This window comes from Photobacterium arenosum (assembly GCF_014841115.1).
Classification (GTDB): Bacteria; Pseudomonadota; Gammaproteobacteria; order Enterobacterales; family Vibrionaceae; genus Photobacterium; species Photobacterium arenosum.
Genome location: NZ_JACYTP010000002.1, coordinates 231,228 through 246,196 on the forward strand (window position 1 = coordinate 231,228; position 14,969 = coordinate 246,196).

Genomic DNA, 14,969 nt, shown 5'->3' on the forward strand with positions numbered 1-14,969 from the left:
AATTCTGTCTGGCAATGATGTGTGACTGCGCGTCAGTAATAAGAGCGATTCAGCCGTCACGCTTTCACATCGCGTAATATGAAATGGCTACCCTGTCTGTACCAGCCTTTGCTAGCATAACGACAGAAACGCGCAATCGGACTGGAGACTATGCGAATTTTTATCATGCGTCATGGCGAAGCACAGCATTTTGCCCCAAGTGACGCGGAGCGGCCCCTGACAGCCCAGGGCAAGACGTATTCCCGGCAGATGGCCAAGCAGTTAGCGAGTCATCTGGACGGGCAGCTTGATCTGGTGTGGATCAGCCCGTATCTGCGCGCTCAGCAAACCTGGCAGGCGATGTCAGAAGAGCTGCCTGTGCCAAACACTCTGATGACGGTTGATGATATCACGCCCTACGGTGACGCCAGTCAGGTGGCAGACTACCTCAAAGCCGTGATTGCGCTGGAGAAGCCGCAAACGGTTCTGGTGGTGTCGCATTTACCGCTGGTGGGCTATCTGAGTGCCGAGCTGGTGCCGGGATTGCAGCCGCTGATGTTCCGCACTTCTTCCATTGCCGCAGTGGATTTTCATGCTGAGGGGGAACCGTCCGCCTTATTATGGCAGGAGAATCCTGTTGATGTTGTCCAGCCTAATCACCATTGATTGGCTGCGGTACGCAGTTTTAGATTGCCGGCCTGTCCTGATCCGACAGGTCTGGTACAATAAACGATAAAAATAAAGACTGATAAATTAAGTGGTTATGAAAAAAATTGTATTCGTATTGCTTGGCTGTCTGGGACTGACGGCCTGTGTGGCAAACATGGTGACACCCAATATTGTCGCCAACGGCGCGATAAAATGGGCAAATGGTGTGAGAGAAGAGATGAACATTTCTCAAACCGGCAGCACCTTAACCTTTGTGAGCCCGCCTTCTATGCTGAATCCGGGCGGTATCACCATTTTTTCCCGTATCGACAGTGCCCGTAACGGTAACTGTGAGCACTATTACAACGAAGGCTCGGTCAAAGTACGGATGCAGGTGTGTGATACCGGCGAAGTCACTCTGATCCAGGATGGCCAGGTGGTGAACGTCGGTTCATTGTCTCAGGCTGTGTATTGATCAGATCAGATCCGCTGAGCGAGGCGTCAGGCGCAGCTGCCTGACACGCTGTCGCTCCGGAGAATTGTGCTACCGCTCGGGCACTTCAATCAGCACCAAGAGGGCACCGGCGCCACCAAACTCCAGCGGCGCCTGGTGAAATGCCATCACGTCCGGATGCTGTGCCAGCCAGAGTGGCGCTTTTTGCTTCAGAATATGCTTGCCGATCCCGTGCATCACACAGGCACACGACACCCCGTCTTTAATGCAGGCCGCAATCATGGCCGCCAGCTCACGTTTGGCTTCTTTTTGTGTCATGCCATGCATATCCAGAAAAATATCCGGCACATAGACACCGCGCCGTAACTTTTTCACTTCATACTTGGAAACGCCGGATCGGGCATATTGCATCGGGCCATGTTCGCTCAGATGAGGTTCGAACTCGTCAGAGAAATAAAACTCGTGATTATGGCTCTCTTTGGCATTCACATTGCGCTTATCGGCTTTCGGGCTCTGTCGGCGCGAAGTGATTATGGTATCATGCGACAACTTTTTAATGCCCTTCACTGCATCCCGAAAGAGCGAGAAATCGTCTTCCAGTGCAGGGTCTTTTTTACTCATAATGAATTTCCAACTACTTTATCGCGGTATTGTAGCGCCATTTGGAGGCTATTTTGGATAAGATTTTTGTCGACGAAGCTGTCAACGAACTTCACACACTGCAGGATATGCTACGTTGGACCGTCAGCCGATTCAACGATGCAGGTCTGTTTTATGGCCATGGCACTGACAATGCGTGGGATGAAGCGGTGCAGCTGGTGCTGCCGACCCTGCATCTGCCGATTGATATTCCGGCTGACGCGCGCTTCTCGCGCCTGACCAGCAGCGAGCGCCGAACGATTGTCGAGCGCGTGGTTCGCCGGGTGACTGAACGCACCCCTGTGTCTTACCTGACCAATAAAGCCTGGTTCTGTGGCCTGGAATTTTTCGTCGACGAGCGTGTGCTGGTGCCTCGCTCACCGATTGGCGAGCTGATTGATAACGGCTTCGAACCTTTCCTGACCCGTGAACCCACCCGTATCATGGACTTGTGTACCGGCAGCGGCTGTATCGGTATCGCCTGTGCCTATGCGTTCCCGGAAGCCGAGGTGGATCTGGTAGATATTTCTACCGATGCCCTGGCCGTGGCCGAGCAGAATATTCACGACCACGGTCTGGAACAGCAGGTAATCCCGCTGCATTCGGATCTGCTGCGTGACGTACCCAAAGACAAGTACGACATCATCGTGTCCAATCCGCCTTATGTGGATCAGGAAGATATGGACAGCCTGCCGGAAGAATTCCGCCATGAGCCGGAACTCGGCCTGGCCGCCGGTTTTGACGGTCTGGATCTGGTGCGCCGTATTCTGGCCAATGCCCCGGACTATCTGGCCGACGACGGTATTCTGATCTGTGAAGTGGGCAACTCCATGATTCACATGGAAGCGCAGTACCCGCACATTCCGTTCACCTGGCTGGAATTTGAAAACGGCGGCCACGGCGTCTTCATGATGACTCGCGAACAGCTGGTCGATTGTGCGGGCGACTTCGCCGACTACAAAGACTGATCTCTGCTTCACCGCACTTAAATAACGAAACAGCCAGATTGCGATCTGGCTGTTTTTGTCAGGCATGACTTTGCGGTTGGTCGCAAAAACGGCGTTTCGTTTTTTCACTCCGGCAGTTGAGGCCTAAACATGATGCAAGTATGCCAGGCGCTTATTTATCTCCGTACCAACAATCAATTAAAAAAGGAACTTAAGATGAGTCAGATTCAATCAAAACATGGATTCGCTCTGGGAGTTGTGCTGACAGCGTTATCCATGACCCTGTCCGGATTTGCATCGGCGGCTGATCAAACAGGGACGACACAGCTGATCATCAATGATGGCAAGCAGGATCAGCTGACCGAGGATGTAAAAGCAACGTCAGATTCACTGGAAAAAAGCGCTGTTCAGAAAGAAGCGTCACAAGAGCAATTAAAGCATCCTGATGCGGATAAAGAGAAACATCAGCAGGATAGCCAGAAGGGGCATTCATCATACGGCAATACAGCAGTTTCTGATTGAATTCATAACGCGCTGAAATCTCAGGGGACGCGCTCAGCGTCCTCTGAAGATTGCAAAGACCACAATTTCCCGTGCGAGCCCCTCTCAAGAAATATAATGCGATGACGCATCTTTGACGAACAGACGGGCGTGGTTGCTTGTTGCAAGCGCACAAGTGCAGCCAGGCTAATACCGGATAATCTGGTTATGTCTTCATTGACAGTTCTTATCACCTCCCCGCGAAACTTGCCCTAAACCACAAAGTTGACACTGCGATGCCATGTTTTAGTGAAACCTGTCCCATATGCCAATAATATGTCTGACTCATCAGACGAAAATACCCTGCTTACGTGACTTCACTGTCAGGGGCGGTAGCGTCTTTCACCGTGAGCATGAATTGAACCGAGGGGGATCGAGATGACACCTTCAGCGCTCCTGGTGCATGTTCCAGACGTGCAAGCCGGGCTGGATTGGTACCGCAAAGCTTTCCCGCAAGCTAAACCTGTCTATATAGAAGTATTTGATTTCACTGTGCTCGACATGAACGGATTGTCACTGGAAGTCGTTCAGGCCGATGAAAAAGTCAGCGCAGGCGCAAAGGGCACAGTGCTTTATTGGTCCGTCCCTTGCCTGCAAACCGCCCTTGATCATTTTCTCGGTTTAGGCGCTGAACTTTATCGTGGCCCGATCAATATCGAAAACGGATTGAGCATGTGCCAGCTTCTGGACCCCTTTGGGAATCTGATTGGGTTGCGGGGGAAGAGGGTGGAATGAAAAACAGTATCAGCTTTGATAGCGTTATATGGTGTTATTTAATTTAAGCCATTTAAAATAAATTTTTAATGGCTTAATCATTTTTACTTAAAGTGGACATAATACTATAGACAGATTGCGGTACGGTAGCCATTAGACTTATCAAGTGTGGCAAAGCCTGATGAGGGGAGTTCATGTCATTCGTTAGCTATCAGTGTTTATCGAAATTATTGGATTATATTAATATTACTAATTTTTAATAGGAACTTTTGTGAAAGAATTAGATCCAAATAAAATTGCTCTAGAATTAGTTAAGCAGTTTTCTAAACCCATATTTGATGGTGTTAGTAAGATGACTAAAGATGGGTGTGATAAATTAAAGGTTACTTTAAATGCCTGTTTTTATAAGTATATTTCTAGAAGTTATGATAGGTACTCAAGAACAAAAACACTCTTGTATCGTGATGCTCCAGTTAAAATTAATGAATTCTATGTTAGAACGGATCTTGAATTAGGATTTGATCATAAAATAAAGGAGTCTGATTTTATAAGTGAACTTCAGAAAAACAAACGATTGGTTATTTCTGGTACTGCTGGATCGGGGAAGTCGACATTTTGTAAAAGTGTTCTTTTGGACTTAATTGAAAACCCAATAGGGATTTTTCCTATTTTTGTTGAGTTAAGACATTTAAATTCTGACTCCGAAACTAGTTTGTTTGATTTTATATTAAAAACTTTAACCGAAATAGAGTCTACTTTTACAAAGTCACAATTAGATTATTCTTTAGATTTAGGTAAGGTTTTACTGATTTTTGATGGTTTTGATGAGCTGAATAATGAGTTGAGAGAAAGATACGAGAAAGAAATTGTTGGAATAGCTTCAAAATACCAAAACATATTGTTGCTACTTTCTAGCCGACCAGATGGGCGTTTTCATTCATGGGAGGAATTTTATGTATACAAAGTTCTCCCTTTAGATAAAGAAAAATCAAAAGCCCTTATAAGCAAACTAGATTATGACAGACAAGTCAAACGTAAGTTCTTAGATGTTCTTGATAAAAAACTTTATGAAAAACACGAGAGTTTTGCGAGTAATCCTTTGTTATTAACAATGATGCTTTTAACTTACGAACAAATTGCAGAAATACCAAATAAGATACACTTGTTTTATGAGCAAGCATTCTTAACTCTTTTTAATAAGCATGATTCATTAAAAAGCTTATATAAAAGAAAGTCATTCTCTAATTTACCTTTAGACGACTTTAGGAAGCTATTGTCGGCATTTTCAATAGTTAGTTATTCGGATAGGAAGTATTATTTCTCTGAAGTTGAAATAAAAAGATACTTGGAAAATGCTTTAAGGATCTCAGGGGTTGAAGTAGACCAAGTTCACTTTTTAAATGATCTATTAGATACAGTTTGCATCATGCAGCGTGATGGTAACGGATATACTTTCACTCACCGTTCATTTCAAGAGTATTTCACTTCTATTTTCATTGTTAATTATGCTTCGGATAATAAATTCAAAATAATTGATAAAATTGCATTCGTAAATGATAGAGATGATGTAATACCTATGATTTACGATATAAATCAAGACTTTTTGGAGCAGGAGTGGGTGATTCCACGAATGGAAAAGATGATTAATGAATTATCTATTATTCCGGATACTAAAGAAGGGAAAGCAAAGTTATTGTCTATGATGTATAAAGGCTTAACAACTATCGACAATGAGGGCGAATTTAGTATTGCTTTCAGGCTATATAGTCGAGAAGGTGACCATACACGCTTTGTGCATATCCTTTTCAAAATATATGGTGATGAATTTCATCAATATTATAGAACTCAAAGAGATATTGATGAAAGTGATGAAGTAAAAGAAGCACGAAAGCAGTTAGTTGAATTAATTATCAAAGGTGATGGGAAAGAACATGATTTCCTAAGTTTGGAGGATACATGTTCAATGCCATCCGAAGTAATTACATTGATCTATAATTCTAAATGTTACTGTCACGTAAATACTAATCTAAATTTTTCAAAAGAAAAACTATCATCTTTGAGAGAAATATATACTTGTAAACAAAAAGAGTTGTCTGAGTTATTATTTGGCTAAATACGGATAACAAGTAATAATACGTTTGCGCAGCAGATATTTTATCCGGTGATGGATAAGCCCAAAGCGGAATTATTATGGAAATAGCTTGGTTGAACGCCGTAGGGCGGCGATGCTGGCTGTTTTTAACTAGCTCTCGGGCCCTGTAACGAGAATCACTGCAGGCTTCCATCCCGATAATCGCGGGTGGGATATTAGCAAACGTCTCAAGGACTTTTGAGAGCGTGATTGATTTGTGGATTAACACCTTGCCTTGGTGAACCTCACCGTGGGTACGAAACTATATTTGGCTAAATCAATGCTATACGTAGAATTGCGGAATGATAATCTCCAGTGATTTCGTGTTCAAATATACCCAGTGTGATAACGCCTGATGAAAGGAAACCCATGTCATTCGTAATATATGAATAAGGAAATTTTATGGCATTTTCTGATCGTGAAAGAGAAGTGCTCTTGGCTGTGAAAGGCGTCGGCCCGACTGTCATCAAAAGGTTTGAGGAAATTGGAATCAACACATTGTCTGATTTGGCCACTTATCAAGTTGATGAAATCGCTGAAATGGTGGCTTCTATGTTACGAACCACGTGCTGGAAAAATAGCCCCCAAGCAAAAGCCGCTATCGCGGCTGCCATTTTATGTGCCAAAGAAAGTGTGTAATCAGGGCTGCAATAATACAGAGTAAGCGATTTAGATGTAATCACGGGTTTGCGCTGTTTTTGTCAGTAACAATGCCATGTTCTGATTTGTTTCGGAGAGAAAATGCAGTTATCTAAAGCGTTTCAATATAAACAATGGGCCAATGCTGAGCTGCTTCAATTAGGGGAACAGCAGTTTTCAAAATTACCGGAAATTGATGCCACATTTTTCGTTCGGATTCTAAATCATACAACAGTTGTCGATAGTCTGTTCATCAGTCGAATCATCGGTGAATCTGAAAAATACAGTAGCGATAATACAGTAGAAACTCCTTCCTTATCCGAACTGCGTCAGACAATGAATGAGCATGATTTGTGGCTTGTAAATTATACGCAGTCAGCCACGCCGGAAGAACTCAAGCGCATTGTTTCGTTTAAGTTTATAGATGGTGCCTTAGGGCAGCTCACCGTTGAAGAAATCTTGCTGCATTTACTGACCCATGGCAGTAACCACCGAGGCATGGCTTCAAGAGTGTTAGCTGAAAATGGTCTTGAGCGTCCAAAAAGATACATTTACGCGTTATCTGCATGAAACAGAGCCCACAAGAAGAGCGCGTGCTGGCACCGAACACTGATGAGTCTTCTCGAAGGTAAAAGGGACTGCCAACGCATGACATTATTAGTTTTGCAGTCAGTGCGATGACTCGGCTAAATCAATGCCATAGATAGGTGGCATAGTGGCCTCCGGCTCATCCAGTGCAGTAAAGCCTGAGAAGGGGGCGATGTCATTCGCTATACATCAGAAGGGAGACGTAAGATGAGTAACACATACCAAGGGTCTTGTTTGTGCCGGGGCGTTCAGTTTTCTGTTAGCGGTTTCAGTGAAAAGGCAGCGAACTGTTATTGCACAATGTGTCGTAAATTTCATGGTGCAGCCTTTGGAACCCTGGTTGGGGTGCAGGGTTTAAACTGGCTTTCAGGAGAGCACTTGCTGAAAGAGTTTGTTGCCCCCAATGGCACGATACGAACCTTTTGTTCCCATTGCGGTTCCAGTTTAGGTTTTCGCGTGAAAAATGCGATTCCTAATGACATTGAGTTAGCTATCTCGACGTTTGACGACGATATACCCGTCAAAGTCGATGCTCAAATTTACACCGCCTACAAGCCAAACTGGTGTCAATTGCATTCCAATTTACAGACGTTTTCCGAAGGGCGTGAAGATTAAGTGTCTGTGGTTGTCTGATGCGGGTTATCTTATTGCGGGTTACATGAACATCTGGAGAGTATTGTGCTGGATAGAGATATCGCTAAGTTTTCGTACTCGTGTATGTCCAATGCGAAATGGAGAAAACTATTTCGCATAGTGAATGACTCACACTTAGGACTGAAAAATTGTATTTGGAAACTCGTAGGTGAAGACGAGCCAAAACATGGTTTTGTTCCCGATGACGAGCAACTTGGTGAAAACTATGTTGGTGATTGTGGGGCTTTGAATGGGCCGTTTGAATTCAAGAAAATTGAGTGGCTTAAACTGCCAAATCGCGTTGGATACAAGCCTTATGAAAATGCACCGACACAGTATAAAACGCAAGATCTTTCTATCATTATCGAACAGCTCTGTACGATAGGGAGCTTTGAAATTGATATCGATTCCGAAGGTGTCACAATCTACGGGTACAAGGCGTAATTAGCACATGTTGTTGGTCAAATATCTCAATGAGGGATAAACAATAAAATCAGTCTTCATCAGCCCAAACAGGGAGTCAGAAAACAATGGAAGAGATTAATTATCTGCTCATTATTGTGTCTGCTTTCGCAGCGATTGCCAGTCCCGGACCTGCGACGCTGGCGATAGCCGGTGCTTCCATGAAGCATGGGCGCTATTTGGGTTTATCACTGGCTGCTGGCGTGCTTACCGGTTCATTGTTGTGGTCTGCTTTTGCTGCGTTTGGGCTGGCAGCCTTAATGCATACGAATGTGTGGTTTTTTGAAACGATGAGGTACTGCGGGGCGTTGTATTTGCTGTATTTAGCATGGAAGTCGTTGCGGTCTGCTTTTCAATCGGCTTCGTCCACACTGCCAGACAATCAAATATCCACAGTTAAGGGCAATTACTTCAAAGGTCTGCTGATTCATCTGACGAACCCCAAAGCCGTGTTGTTTTTTGGCGCTCTGTATTCCATGGGCGTGCCAGCAGCGGCCGGATCCGCTGATCTGATCTCTGTCATTCTTGTGGTTGGGGTGGTCAGTTCATCCGTTTTTCTGGGTTACGCAGCGCTTTTTTCACGCTCAGGGATCCGGCAGCTTTACCTCAGGTCCAAAAGGGGATTTGAAATTCTGTTTGCACTGTTTTTCGGAGCCGCCAGTTTGAAGTTGCTGCTCGGTGCGAGTGGAAAATAAGCTTTACTGTGACATGAGCAATTGATAGGGCTTGGCTCGCAAGTCTGGTAAGATCACCGCTCTCCAGCAATCGTGTTGATTGCCATGGCATACCTAAGACTAGGATCTATTTTGACCAATAATGATATCTTGCGTCGTGTACGTGATACCTTTGATTTTAAAAACAATACTATGATTGAAATCTTCGCGATGGCGGATTTCAGCGCAACCGAAGAACAGGTTGCGGGTTGGTTAGAAAAAGACGCTGCCGAGACCTTTATCAAGCTGACTGACACTGAGTTAGCCGTGTTTCTGAATGGGCTGATTAATTTCAAACGTGGTAAGCGTGATGGCGAGCAACCCAAACCGGAAGATCATCTGAACAACAATATGGTGTTCCAGAAATTACGTATTGCGTTGAATTTAAAAGCGGAAGATATTCTTGAGATGCTGCAGACTGTCGGTGTGAGCTTAAGCAAGCATGAACTGAGCGCCTTTTTCCGCAAGCCAGACAACAAGCACTTCCGGGAATGTAAAGACGAAGTCCTTCGTCAATTTTTATCCGCTGTTCAGCGCCAGTCAGGTGCCAACGCTAGCGAGTAAGAATCCGGCGCGTAATGATAAATCAATAGCTTACTCTGTGCTATTCAGGACAGACTGAAGATGGCGTCAATCAATGAAGTGAAGGTGTATGACTCAGCTTTATTCGCGATTGACGTCATTTCACCACATTGCACCTGGCGGCCTTCAACTTTCTCACTTCTATGCTATCGTTTGCAAACGACATCATCTTAACGTTCAGAAATAGAAAGGAAATCGAATGACAAGTCGCGTTTATGTGTTGGCACAATTTAAACCCAAAGCAGGCAAAGAAGCCGAACTGTTTGACGTACTGAAAGCACTGGAGCCGGATTCGCTTCGCGAGCAAGGCTGCGTTCAGTACACACTGACCCGCCAGATCGACCACCCGAGTGCGACAAGAAACGACTATCCCATCGTGTTTAACGAGATCTGGGCAAGTGCAGAAGACTGGTCTGCGCATGGTCGCCGGCAACAAATTCAACACTTTTTTGAAACCCAGGTTAAAGCGGAATCAGGCCTGGTTGACGATGCAATCGTGACCGCTTATTCCGATGAAGGGTACAACTTTGACGCTCCTGTTTACGACTAACCTCAGCTTGTAGTGTTCATCTTGCCTTCTGTTAATCGCAAGCGGCTCAGAGACTTGGGCCGCTTTGTTTCCCGAAGCATCATCTCCCCTGAATATTTCTCAACAACTCTTCACTCAGCTCGCGCAACACACCAGGTGCGGGGCAGGTGTGGGAATAGGCGCGGATGCCGTAAATTCCCATGACCAGGTAACGGGCAAGTGTTTTTGCATTGCGCTGATTTGACAATTCGCCGTTCCGTTGGGCAAGTTCAAATTTACAGACAAACAGCTGCTCCCAGTCTTTCAGTTTATGGCTGATCAGGCGCTCAATCTCTTTATCGTCCCGCGCCAGTTCACTCAGGGCTTTTTGCAACAGACAATCTTTAATCTCTTCCTGCTCGCATTCGATCACCATTTGCTCCAGATAAGCCGCAATACCAGCCATGATTGTGGGTTGGCTGTCAAATAACTGCACAAAAACTTTGTCCCGTTCAGCCTGATAGTGCTCCAGAGCTGCCACCAGCAAGCCGCGTTTATTGGTAAACGCACAATAGATGGACCCCGGATGCAGCCCTGTGGCCTGTTTGAGATCCTGCATGCTGGTTTTGCTGTAACCCTTGGCGATAAAGGCATCCATTGCGGAATGTAATACCGTTTCGCGGTCAAATTCGGCGCTGCGCATTAATTTTCTCTTATCCATGTGGCTTGCAGGGATTTTATCCGATCTTGAATGGGCATTCAAAAAATACTTGAACGCACATTCAAGATCGACTAATTTGAATGGGCGTTCAAGAAATGATCACAGGGTGTCCCTAATGGAAAATTTGTTTCAACCTCTCGCACTGAATAGCTCAATCACACTGAAAAACCGTATTCTGATGGCGCCGCTAACCCGCTGTATGGCGGATGATGAGCTGGTGCCGACTCAGGCGATGGCCGATTACTACGCCCGTCGTGCGGAGATTGGTCTGATCATCAGTGAAGCCACCATCATCCGTCCGGACGGGCAGGGCTATCCGAACACACCAGGGCTGTACACACCGGCACAAATTGCAGGCTGGCGTAACGTTACCGATAAAGTGCATGACAACGGCGGTAAAATTTTTGCTCAGTTATGGCACACCGGCCGTGTGGCACATCCCCATTTCTTTGGCGGCGATTTTGTGCTGGCTCCTTCCGCGCTGGGTGTGGAAGGCACAGTGCCGCGGATGCGTGAGCTGACGTATCTCGAACCGAAACCGGCGAGCAAGGAAGAGATCGAAGAGCTGATTGCCGATTACGCTCAGGCCGCCATCAATGCACTGGAAGCGGGTTTTGATGGGGTCGAGATCCATGGCGCGAACGGTTATCTGATCGATCAGTTCCTGCATTACAGCAGCAACGTACGTGAAGATGAATTCGGCGGAAACCCAGAAAACATGGCGCGTTTCCCGTTGGCTGTGGTCGATGCTGTCGTGAAAGCCATTGGTGAAGACCGCACTGCGCTGCGCCTGTCGCCGGGGGCTTACTTCAATATTGATGCCGATGCCCGCGATCGCGAAGTATTTGACTACCTGCTGGGTGAGTTGGAAACCCGTAACCTGGCCTTCCTGCATGTGGGCGTGTTTGACGACCAGATGGAATTTGATTATCTGGGCGGCACGGCTTCTGAGTATATGCGCTCGCGTTACAGCAAGACGCTGGTCGGCGTGGGCGGTTTTACGCCGGAAAGCGGCAGTCAGGCGATTGCCAGCGGCAAGTTCGATTTGCTGGCGATTGGTCGTCCTTTGATTGCCAATCCGGATTATGTTGCCAAAGTCCGAGCCGGTGAAGCACTGACCGAATACTCAGATACCATGCTGGCCGAGCTGGTATAAGCAAAGTTTTACCTTGTTACATAAATCGAACGGAAGGCTCTGCCTTCCGTTTTTATGTGAAGGGCCGAAGGTTAGTAACCGGAGCGGGACTCAGAATCAGATCAAAGCCATCATTGCCGATTACGCTTCATCGCTCTCAATATCGGGTGCTGATCCTGATACGATAGGGCAGTGAAATTACACGCTAGGGAAGGATGACAGTGATAGAAATAAAACGGCCGCAGGATCTGGCGCGTTTACGGCGTCTGGCGTTGGCTGCACAGGGGTTACTCCAGGCTCAGCCTTATGGACGCGGCCTGGCCGGAGCACGCAAAGCGATTAACCACTTAGGTTATGTGCAGATAGACACCATCTCTGTGGTGGAGCGCGCGCACCATCATGTTTTTCACGCCCGGGTACCGAATTTCAGGCCGGACATGACTCATCAGCTGTTGCTCGATGGCGACATTTTTGAGTACTGGACCCATGCGGCGGCATTTATCCCCATCGAAGATTTTCGTTTCTCCTTACCCTACAAACACGCGATCAAATGCGGCCAGACGCATTGGTACAAAGAGCGTGACAGCAAACTCATGACAGAACTGCTGGCACGCATTCGCGCCGAAGGCCCGATACGTTCGCGTGATGTGGACACCAATTCCAGCAAGCGGGCAGGCTGGTGGGACTGGAAACCCGCTAAAAAAGCGCTTGAACAGCTGTATATGGAAGGCGACCTGATGGTCAGCAGTCGCGAAGGCTTTCAGAAAACCTATGATTTAACCGAGCGGGTATTGCCTTCGCATGTGAACACTCAAATGCCGGATATGGCGGAATTCGCAGCGCATTTGCTGGGCCGTCAACTGCGTGGTCATGGGTTGATGTCGATGAAGGGGCTGACTTATCTGCGCCGCAGCACCGACCTGCGCAAAGCGGTGAAAGATTTAGTGCAGGAAAAGCTGGCGATGGGCGAGCTGGAACAAGTGAAAGTCAGCAGCGGAGAAGTCTTTGTGATGGACGCCGGGGCACTGGAGCGCCCGGTTCCCCGGCTGAATCAGCGGATGCTGATCCTGTCGCCGTTCGACAATGCCGTGATTCAGCGGGATCGGCTCAAATCGCTGTTTGACTATGACTATCAGATTGAATGCTATGTGCCCGCCGCCAAACGAAAGTATGGCTATTTCTGCCTGCCGCTACTGTACCGCGGTGAATTTATCGGACGGATGGATTGCAAGGCGCACCGAAAAATCAGCCATCTGGAAATCAAATCCCTGCACATTGAAAATCATAGTTTTGATGAGGAGCTGCTGATGGCGGCGTTTGCTGCGGCTGTCGCGCAGTTTTGTCATTTTCAGGCGTGCAGCACTGTGTCTCTGACTCAGGCTCATCCCAAACAGCTTGTGCTGCCATTACAAAGTGCACTGAAGGCGCTGGAAGACAAGCAGGAATTTGCAACAGGTCGCTGAAAAAGCCACAGACGGCTGGAAAAGAGGCGGAGCTGCCTGCGTATGAACATCAGGTTTTTGTCGTTCATAGGCAGGTCGCTGAAAGATGCTCTGGTATAGATGCTCAGGCAAAGCGACTCAGGTCGCGTTAGCCACAGCACTTTTTGAATTTTTTACCGCTGCCGCAAGAGCAAGGATCGTTGCGGTTGGGTGTCTTTTCAAAGGTGATGGTGGCGGGCTTGTTCAGCAGCGTATCCAGCTCAACCGTGTTTTCTTCCTGAGCGGCATCGACGACAATCTCGGCCACGAGCGCGTGTTCAGCTACGAGCGCTTCAATCTCCGCTTTACGTGCTTCTGTGTTCACCACGACAGAAACGGGCGCTTCTTCAGTACCTGCCTTGACGCCACGGTTTACGTTATAACCCGACTGCGCATGGTTTTGCATTACATCCCTGCGGCCTTTGAAAAAAAATTTTGACATTGGAGATTCATCACTCGTTGGTATGACGTAACAGAGCGGCGATTATACGCATAAATGGTCATTGATAAAGCAGTGATCAAACAAACCCGGTAAGAAAACGCCCTTCAGGCTATGGCTGAAGGGCAGTATGCAGATCACGCAAAATGGGTTGATGTTTTTCCAGCGGCCGTGCTTATTTTACAGCCCGTACCCGCCATTGACTTCCAGCACGGCATTACGCATGGCCAGCGATTGATTGGAAAGCAAGAACTCAATGGCACCGATTTGATCGTCAGGCGTTAGCACCCGGCCCAATGGCGTGCTATCCAGTGAGGTAAACAACGCCTGTTGCTGCTCAGTGGTCATCCCGGCTTTCGACTGAATTTCTGTCGCGGTGACACCGGGGCGAACCGAGTTAATCCGAATACCCTGCGGCGCGAATTCGAGATTAGCAACACGGGCAATCGCTTCAAATGCGGCTTTACTGGCAGAATACACTGCACTGTTGGCAAACGCCTTGTTGACGACAATGCTGGAAACAAACACCACGCTGGAAGGATTGCTGAGGATCGGATGAAGCTGCTGCAGCGTCAGCCAAGGCCCTTTGGTGTTGATGTCCATGGTCAGATCAAAGGCTTCTTCTGTGGTCGTCAGCATGGATTCGGGATAGAAAATACCGGCGTTGAGCACCAGACCATCAAGCTGAATATTGTCACGTTTCAGCGTGGCTGCAAGCTGTTTAATGTGTGCTGAACTGGCACTGTCTGCCACATACCCGGCGCAGCCAATGGCCTGTGCTGCCGTATCAACTCTGGCTTGATCACGGCCAGTGATGATGACCTGATGGCCGGACTGAACCAGATGTTCCGCCAGTGCCCGTCCGATACCGGCTGTACCGCCAGTGATTAAAAATGTCTTTCCTTTCATGGTATTTCTCCTGCCTGTGAGCTTGTCTCTAACTGTGTGGACAGCGTATCAGCTTGATCTGTTGCCAATAAGGCACCAATATGGCTACAGACTGGTTCCAAAATGGA

Annotated in this window: 18 protein-coding genes and 1 pseudogene; 15 read left to right on the plus strand and 4 right to left on the minus strand. The window is 47.2% G+C overall.

Annotated features, from left to right (window positions below; all coding sequences use genetic code 11):
- The first annotated feature begins 150 nt into the window (after nucleotides 1–150).
- Together sixA and IFO68_RS04280 are read left to right on the plus strand one after the other, a co-directional pair.
- Complete coding sequence (sixA, locus tag IFO68_RS04275; protein WP_192014736.1) at nucleotides 151–645, plus strand: phosphohistidine phosphatase SixA; 495 nt, start codon at nucleotides 151–153, stop codon at nucleotides 643–645.
- 97 nt (nucleotides 646–742) lie between these two features.
- The gene (locus tag IFO68_RS04280; RefSeq protein ID WP_225445039.1) at nucleotides 743–1,102 is read left to right on the plus strand and encodes a hypothetical protein; all 360 of its coding nucleotides are present in this window, start codon (nucleotides 743–745) and stop codon (nucleotides 1,100–1,102) included.
- A 69-nt stretch (nucleotides 1,103–1,171) separates the two neighbouring features.
- Here IFO68_RS04280 and smrB read toward each other — a convergent pair whose 3' ends face one another.
- Complete coding sequence (smrB, locus tag IFO68_RS04285; protein ID WP_192014737.1) at nucleotides 1,172–1,702, minus strand: endonuclease SmrB; 531 nt, start codon at nucleotides 1,700–1,702, stop codon at nucleotides 1,172–1,174.
- 53 nt (nucleotides 1,703–1,755) lie between these two features.
- On the opposite strand from smrB, the gene prmB reads away from it, so the two are divergent.
- The 11 genes and pseudogenes from prmB to IFO68_RS04340 all read left to right on the plus strand — a co-directional run bounded on the left by prmB (nucleotide 1,756) and on the right by IFO68_RS04340 (nucleotide 10,219).
- Entirely contained in the window at nucleotides 1,756–2,688 is a 933-nt protein-coding gene (prmB, locus tag IFO68_RS04290; RefSeq protein WP_192014738.1) for a 50S ribosomal protein L3 N(5)-glutamine methyltransferase, read from the plus strand.
- 195 nt (nucleotides 2,689–2,883) lie between these two features.
- The gene (locus IFO68_RS04295) at nucleotides 2,884–3,189 is read left to right on the plus strand and encodes a hypothetical protein (protein ID WP_192014739.1); all 306 of its coding nucleotides are present in this window, start codon (nucleotides 2,884–2,886) and stop codon (nucleotides 3,187–3,189) included.
- 396 nt (nucleotides 3,190–3,585) lie between these two features.
- Entirely contained in the window at nucleotides 3,586–3,942 is a 357-nt protein-coding gene (locus IFO68_RS04300) for a VOC family protein (protein WP_192014740.1), read from the plus strand.
- Between the two features lie 250 nt (nucleotides 3,943–4,192).
- Nucleotides 4,193–6,034 carry an NACHT domain-containing protein gene (locus IFO68_RS04305; protein WP_192014741.1) on the plus strand — a complete coding sequence of 614 codons (1,842 nt, stop codon included), beginning with the start codon at nucleotides 4,193–4,195 and terminating at the stop codon, nucleotides 6,032–6,034.
- A gap of 420 nt (nucleotides 6,035–6,454) precedes the next feature.
- Entirely contained in the window at nucleotides 6,455–6,691 is a 237-nt protein-coding gene (locus IFO68_RS04310; RefSeq protein WP_192014742.1) for a helix-hairpin-helix domain-containing protein, read from the plus strand.
- Between the two features lie 102 nt (nucleotides 6,692–6,793).
- Nucleotides 6,794–7,304: pseudogene (locus IFO68_RS04315) on the plus strand (DinB family protein).
- A gap of 182 nt (nucleotides 7,305–7,486) precedes the next feature.
- Nucleotides 7,487–7,894: a GFA family protein gene (locus tag IFO68_RS04320; RefSeq protein WP_192014743.1), complete on the plus strand. Its 408-nt coding sequence runs from the start codon at nucleotides 7,487–7,489 to the stop codon at nucleotides 7,892–7,894.
- A gap of 63 nt (nucleotides 7,895–7,957) precedes the next feature.
- Complete coding sequence (locus IFO68_RS04325) at nucleotides 7,958–8,356, plus strand: DUF6678 family protein (RefSeq protein ID WP_336510260.1); 399 nt, start codon at nucleotides 7,958–7,960, stop codon at nucleotides 8,354–8,356.
- 86 nt (nucleotides 8,357–8,442) lie between these two features.
- Nucleotides 8,443–9,069 (plus strand): LysE family translocator, encoded by a 627-nt coding sequence (locus IFO68_RS04330; RefSeq protein WP_192014744.1) that lies wholly within the window; start codon nucleotides 8,443–8,445, stop codon nucleotides 9,067–9,069.
- 111 nt (nucleotides 9,070–9,180) lie between these two features.
- Nucleotides 9,181–9,651 carry a YehS family protein gene (locus IFO68_RS04335; protein ID WP_192014745.1) on the plus strand — a complete coding sequence of 157 codons (471 nt, stop codon included), beginning with the start codon at nucleotides 9,181–9,183 and terminating at the stop codon, nucleotides 9,649–9,651.
- Between the two features lie 217 nt (nucleotides 9,652–9,868).
- A complete protein-coding gene (locus IFO68_RS04340; RefSeq protein WP_027253994.1) occupies nucleotides 9,869–10,219 on the plus strand; it encodes a putative quinol monooxygenase in 351 nt (116 codons plus the stop codon).
- Between the two features lie 79 nt (nucleotides 10,220–10,298).
- Here the strand turns inward: IFO68_RS04340 and IFO68_RS04345 are convergent, their stop codons facing one another.
- Nucleotides 10,299–10,880 carry a TetR/AcrR family transcriptional regulator gene (locus tag IFO68_RS04345; RefSeq protein WP_192015046.1) on the minus strand — a complete coding sequence of 194 codons (582 nt, stop codon included), beginning with the start codon at nucleotides 10,878–10,880 and terminating at the stop codon, nucleotides 10,299–10,301.
- A 133-nt stretch (nucleotides 10,881–11,013) separates the two neighbouring features.
- Between IFO68_RS04345 and IFO68_RS04350 the strand changes: the two genes are divergently transcribed.
- Together IFO68_RS04350 and IFO68_RS04355 are read left to right on the plus strand one after the other, a co-directional pair.
- On the plus strand, nucleotides 11,014–12,054 hold the full coding sequence (locus tag IFO68_RS04350) for an alkene reductase (RefSeq protein ID WP_192014746.1): 1,041 nt from the start codon (nucleotides 11,014–11,016) through the stop codon (nucleotides 12,052–12,054).
- A 200-nt stretch (nucleotides 12,055–12,254) separates the two neighbouring features.
- Nucleotides 12,255–13,496, plus strand: coding sequence for a DNA glycosylase AlkZ-like family protein (locus IFO68_RS04355; RefSeq protein ID WP_192014747.1), 1,242 nt, complete (start codon nucleotides 12,255–12,257; stop codon nucleotides 13,494–13,496).
- A 127-nt stretch (nucleotides 13,497–13,623) separates the two neighbouring features.
- Here IFO68_RS04355 and IFO68_RS04360 read toward each other — a convergent pair whose 3' ends face one another.
- Entirely contained in the window at nucleotides 13,624–13,956 is a 333-nt protein-coding gene (locus tag IFO68_RS04360) for a PBPRA1643 family SWIM/SEC-C metal-binding motif protein (RefSeq protein WP_192014748.1), read from the minus strand.
- Between the two features lie 177 nt (nucleotides 13,957–14,133).
- A complete protein-coding gene (locus IFO68_RS04365) occupies nucleotides 14,134–14,862 on the minus strand; it encodes an SDR family NAD(P)-dependent oxidoreductase (RefSeq protein ID WP_192014749.1) in 729 nt (242 codons plus the stop codon).
- Nucleotides 14,863–14,969 lie beyond the last annotated feature (107 nt).

What these genes read in the sequence shown, in the direction of transcription:
- IFO68_RS04330 (WP_192014744.1), top strand. Translation starts at nt 8,443, where the DNA reads ATGGAAGAGATTAATTATCTGCTCATTATTGTGTCTGCTTTCGCAGCG.
- IFO68_RS04350 (WP_192014746.1), top strand. Translation starts at nt 11,014, where the DNA reads ATGGAAAATTTGTTTCAACCTCTCGCACTGAATAGCTCAATCACACTG.
- IFO68_RS04280 (WP_225445039.1), top strand. Translation starts at nt 743, where the DNA reads ATGAAAAAAATTGTATTCGTATTGCTTGGCTGTCTGGGACTGACGGCC.
- IFO68_RS04345 (WP_192015046.1), bottom strand. Translation starts at nt 10,880, where the DNA reads ATGCGCAGCGCCGAATTTGACCGCGAAACGGTATTACATTCCGCAATG.
- IFO68_RS04365 (WP_192014749.1), bottom strand. Translation starts at nt 14,862, where the DNA reads ATGAAAGGAAAGACATTTTTAATCACTGGCGGTACAGCCGGTATCGGA.
- sixA (WP_192014736.1), top strand. Translation starts at nt 151, where the DNA reads ATGCGAATTTTTATCATGCGTCATGGCGAAGCACAGCATTTTGCCCCA.
- IFO68_RS04300 (WP_192014740.1), top strand. Translation starts at nt 3,586, where the DNA reads ATGACACCTTCAGCGCTCCTGGTGCATGTTCCAGACGTGCAAGCCGGG.
- IFO68_RS04340 (WP_027253994.1), top strand. Translation starts at nt 9,869, where the DNA reads ATGACAAGTCGCGTTTATGTGTTGGCACAATTTAAACCCAAAGCAGGC.
- IFO68_RS04320 (WP_192014743.1), top strand. Translation starts at nt 7,487, where the DNA reads ATGAGTAACACATACCAAGGGTCTTGTTTGTGCCGGGGCGTTCAGTTT.
- IFO68_RS04295 (WP_192014739.1), top strand. Translation starts at nt 2,884, where the DNA reads ATGAGTCAGATTCAATCAAAACATGGATTCGCTCTGGGAGTTGTGCTG.
- smrB (WP_192014737.1), bottom strand. Translation starts at nt 1,702, where the DNA reads ATGAGTAAAAAAGACCCTGCACTGGAAGACGATTTCTCGCTCTTTCGG.
- IFO68_RS04310 (WP_192014742.1), top strand. Translation starts at nt 6,455, where the DNA reads ATGGCATTTTCTGATCGTGAAAGAGAAGTGCTCTTGGCTGTGAAAGGC.
- IFO68_RS04360 (WP_192014748.1), bottom strand. Translation starts at nt 13,956, where the DNA reads ATGTCAAAATTTTTTTTCAAAGGCCGCAGGGATGTAATGCAAAACCAT.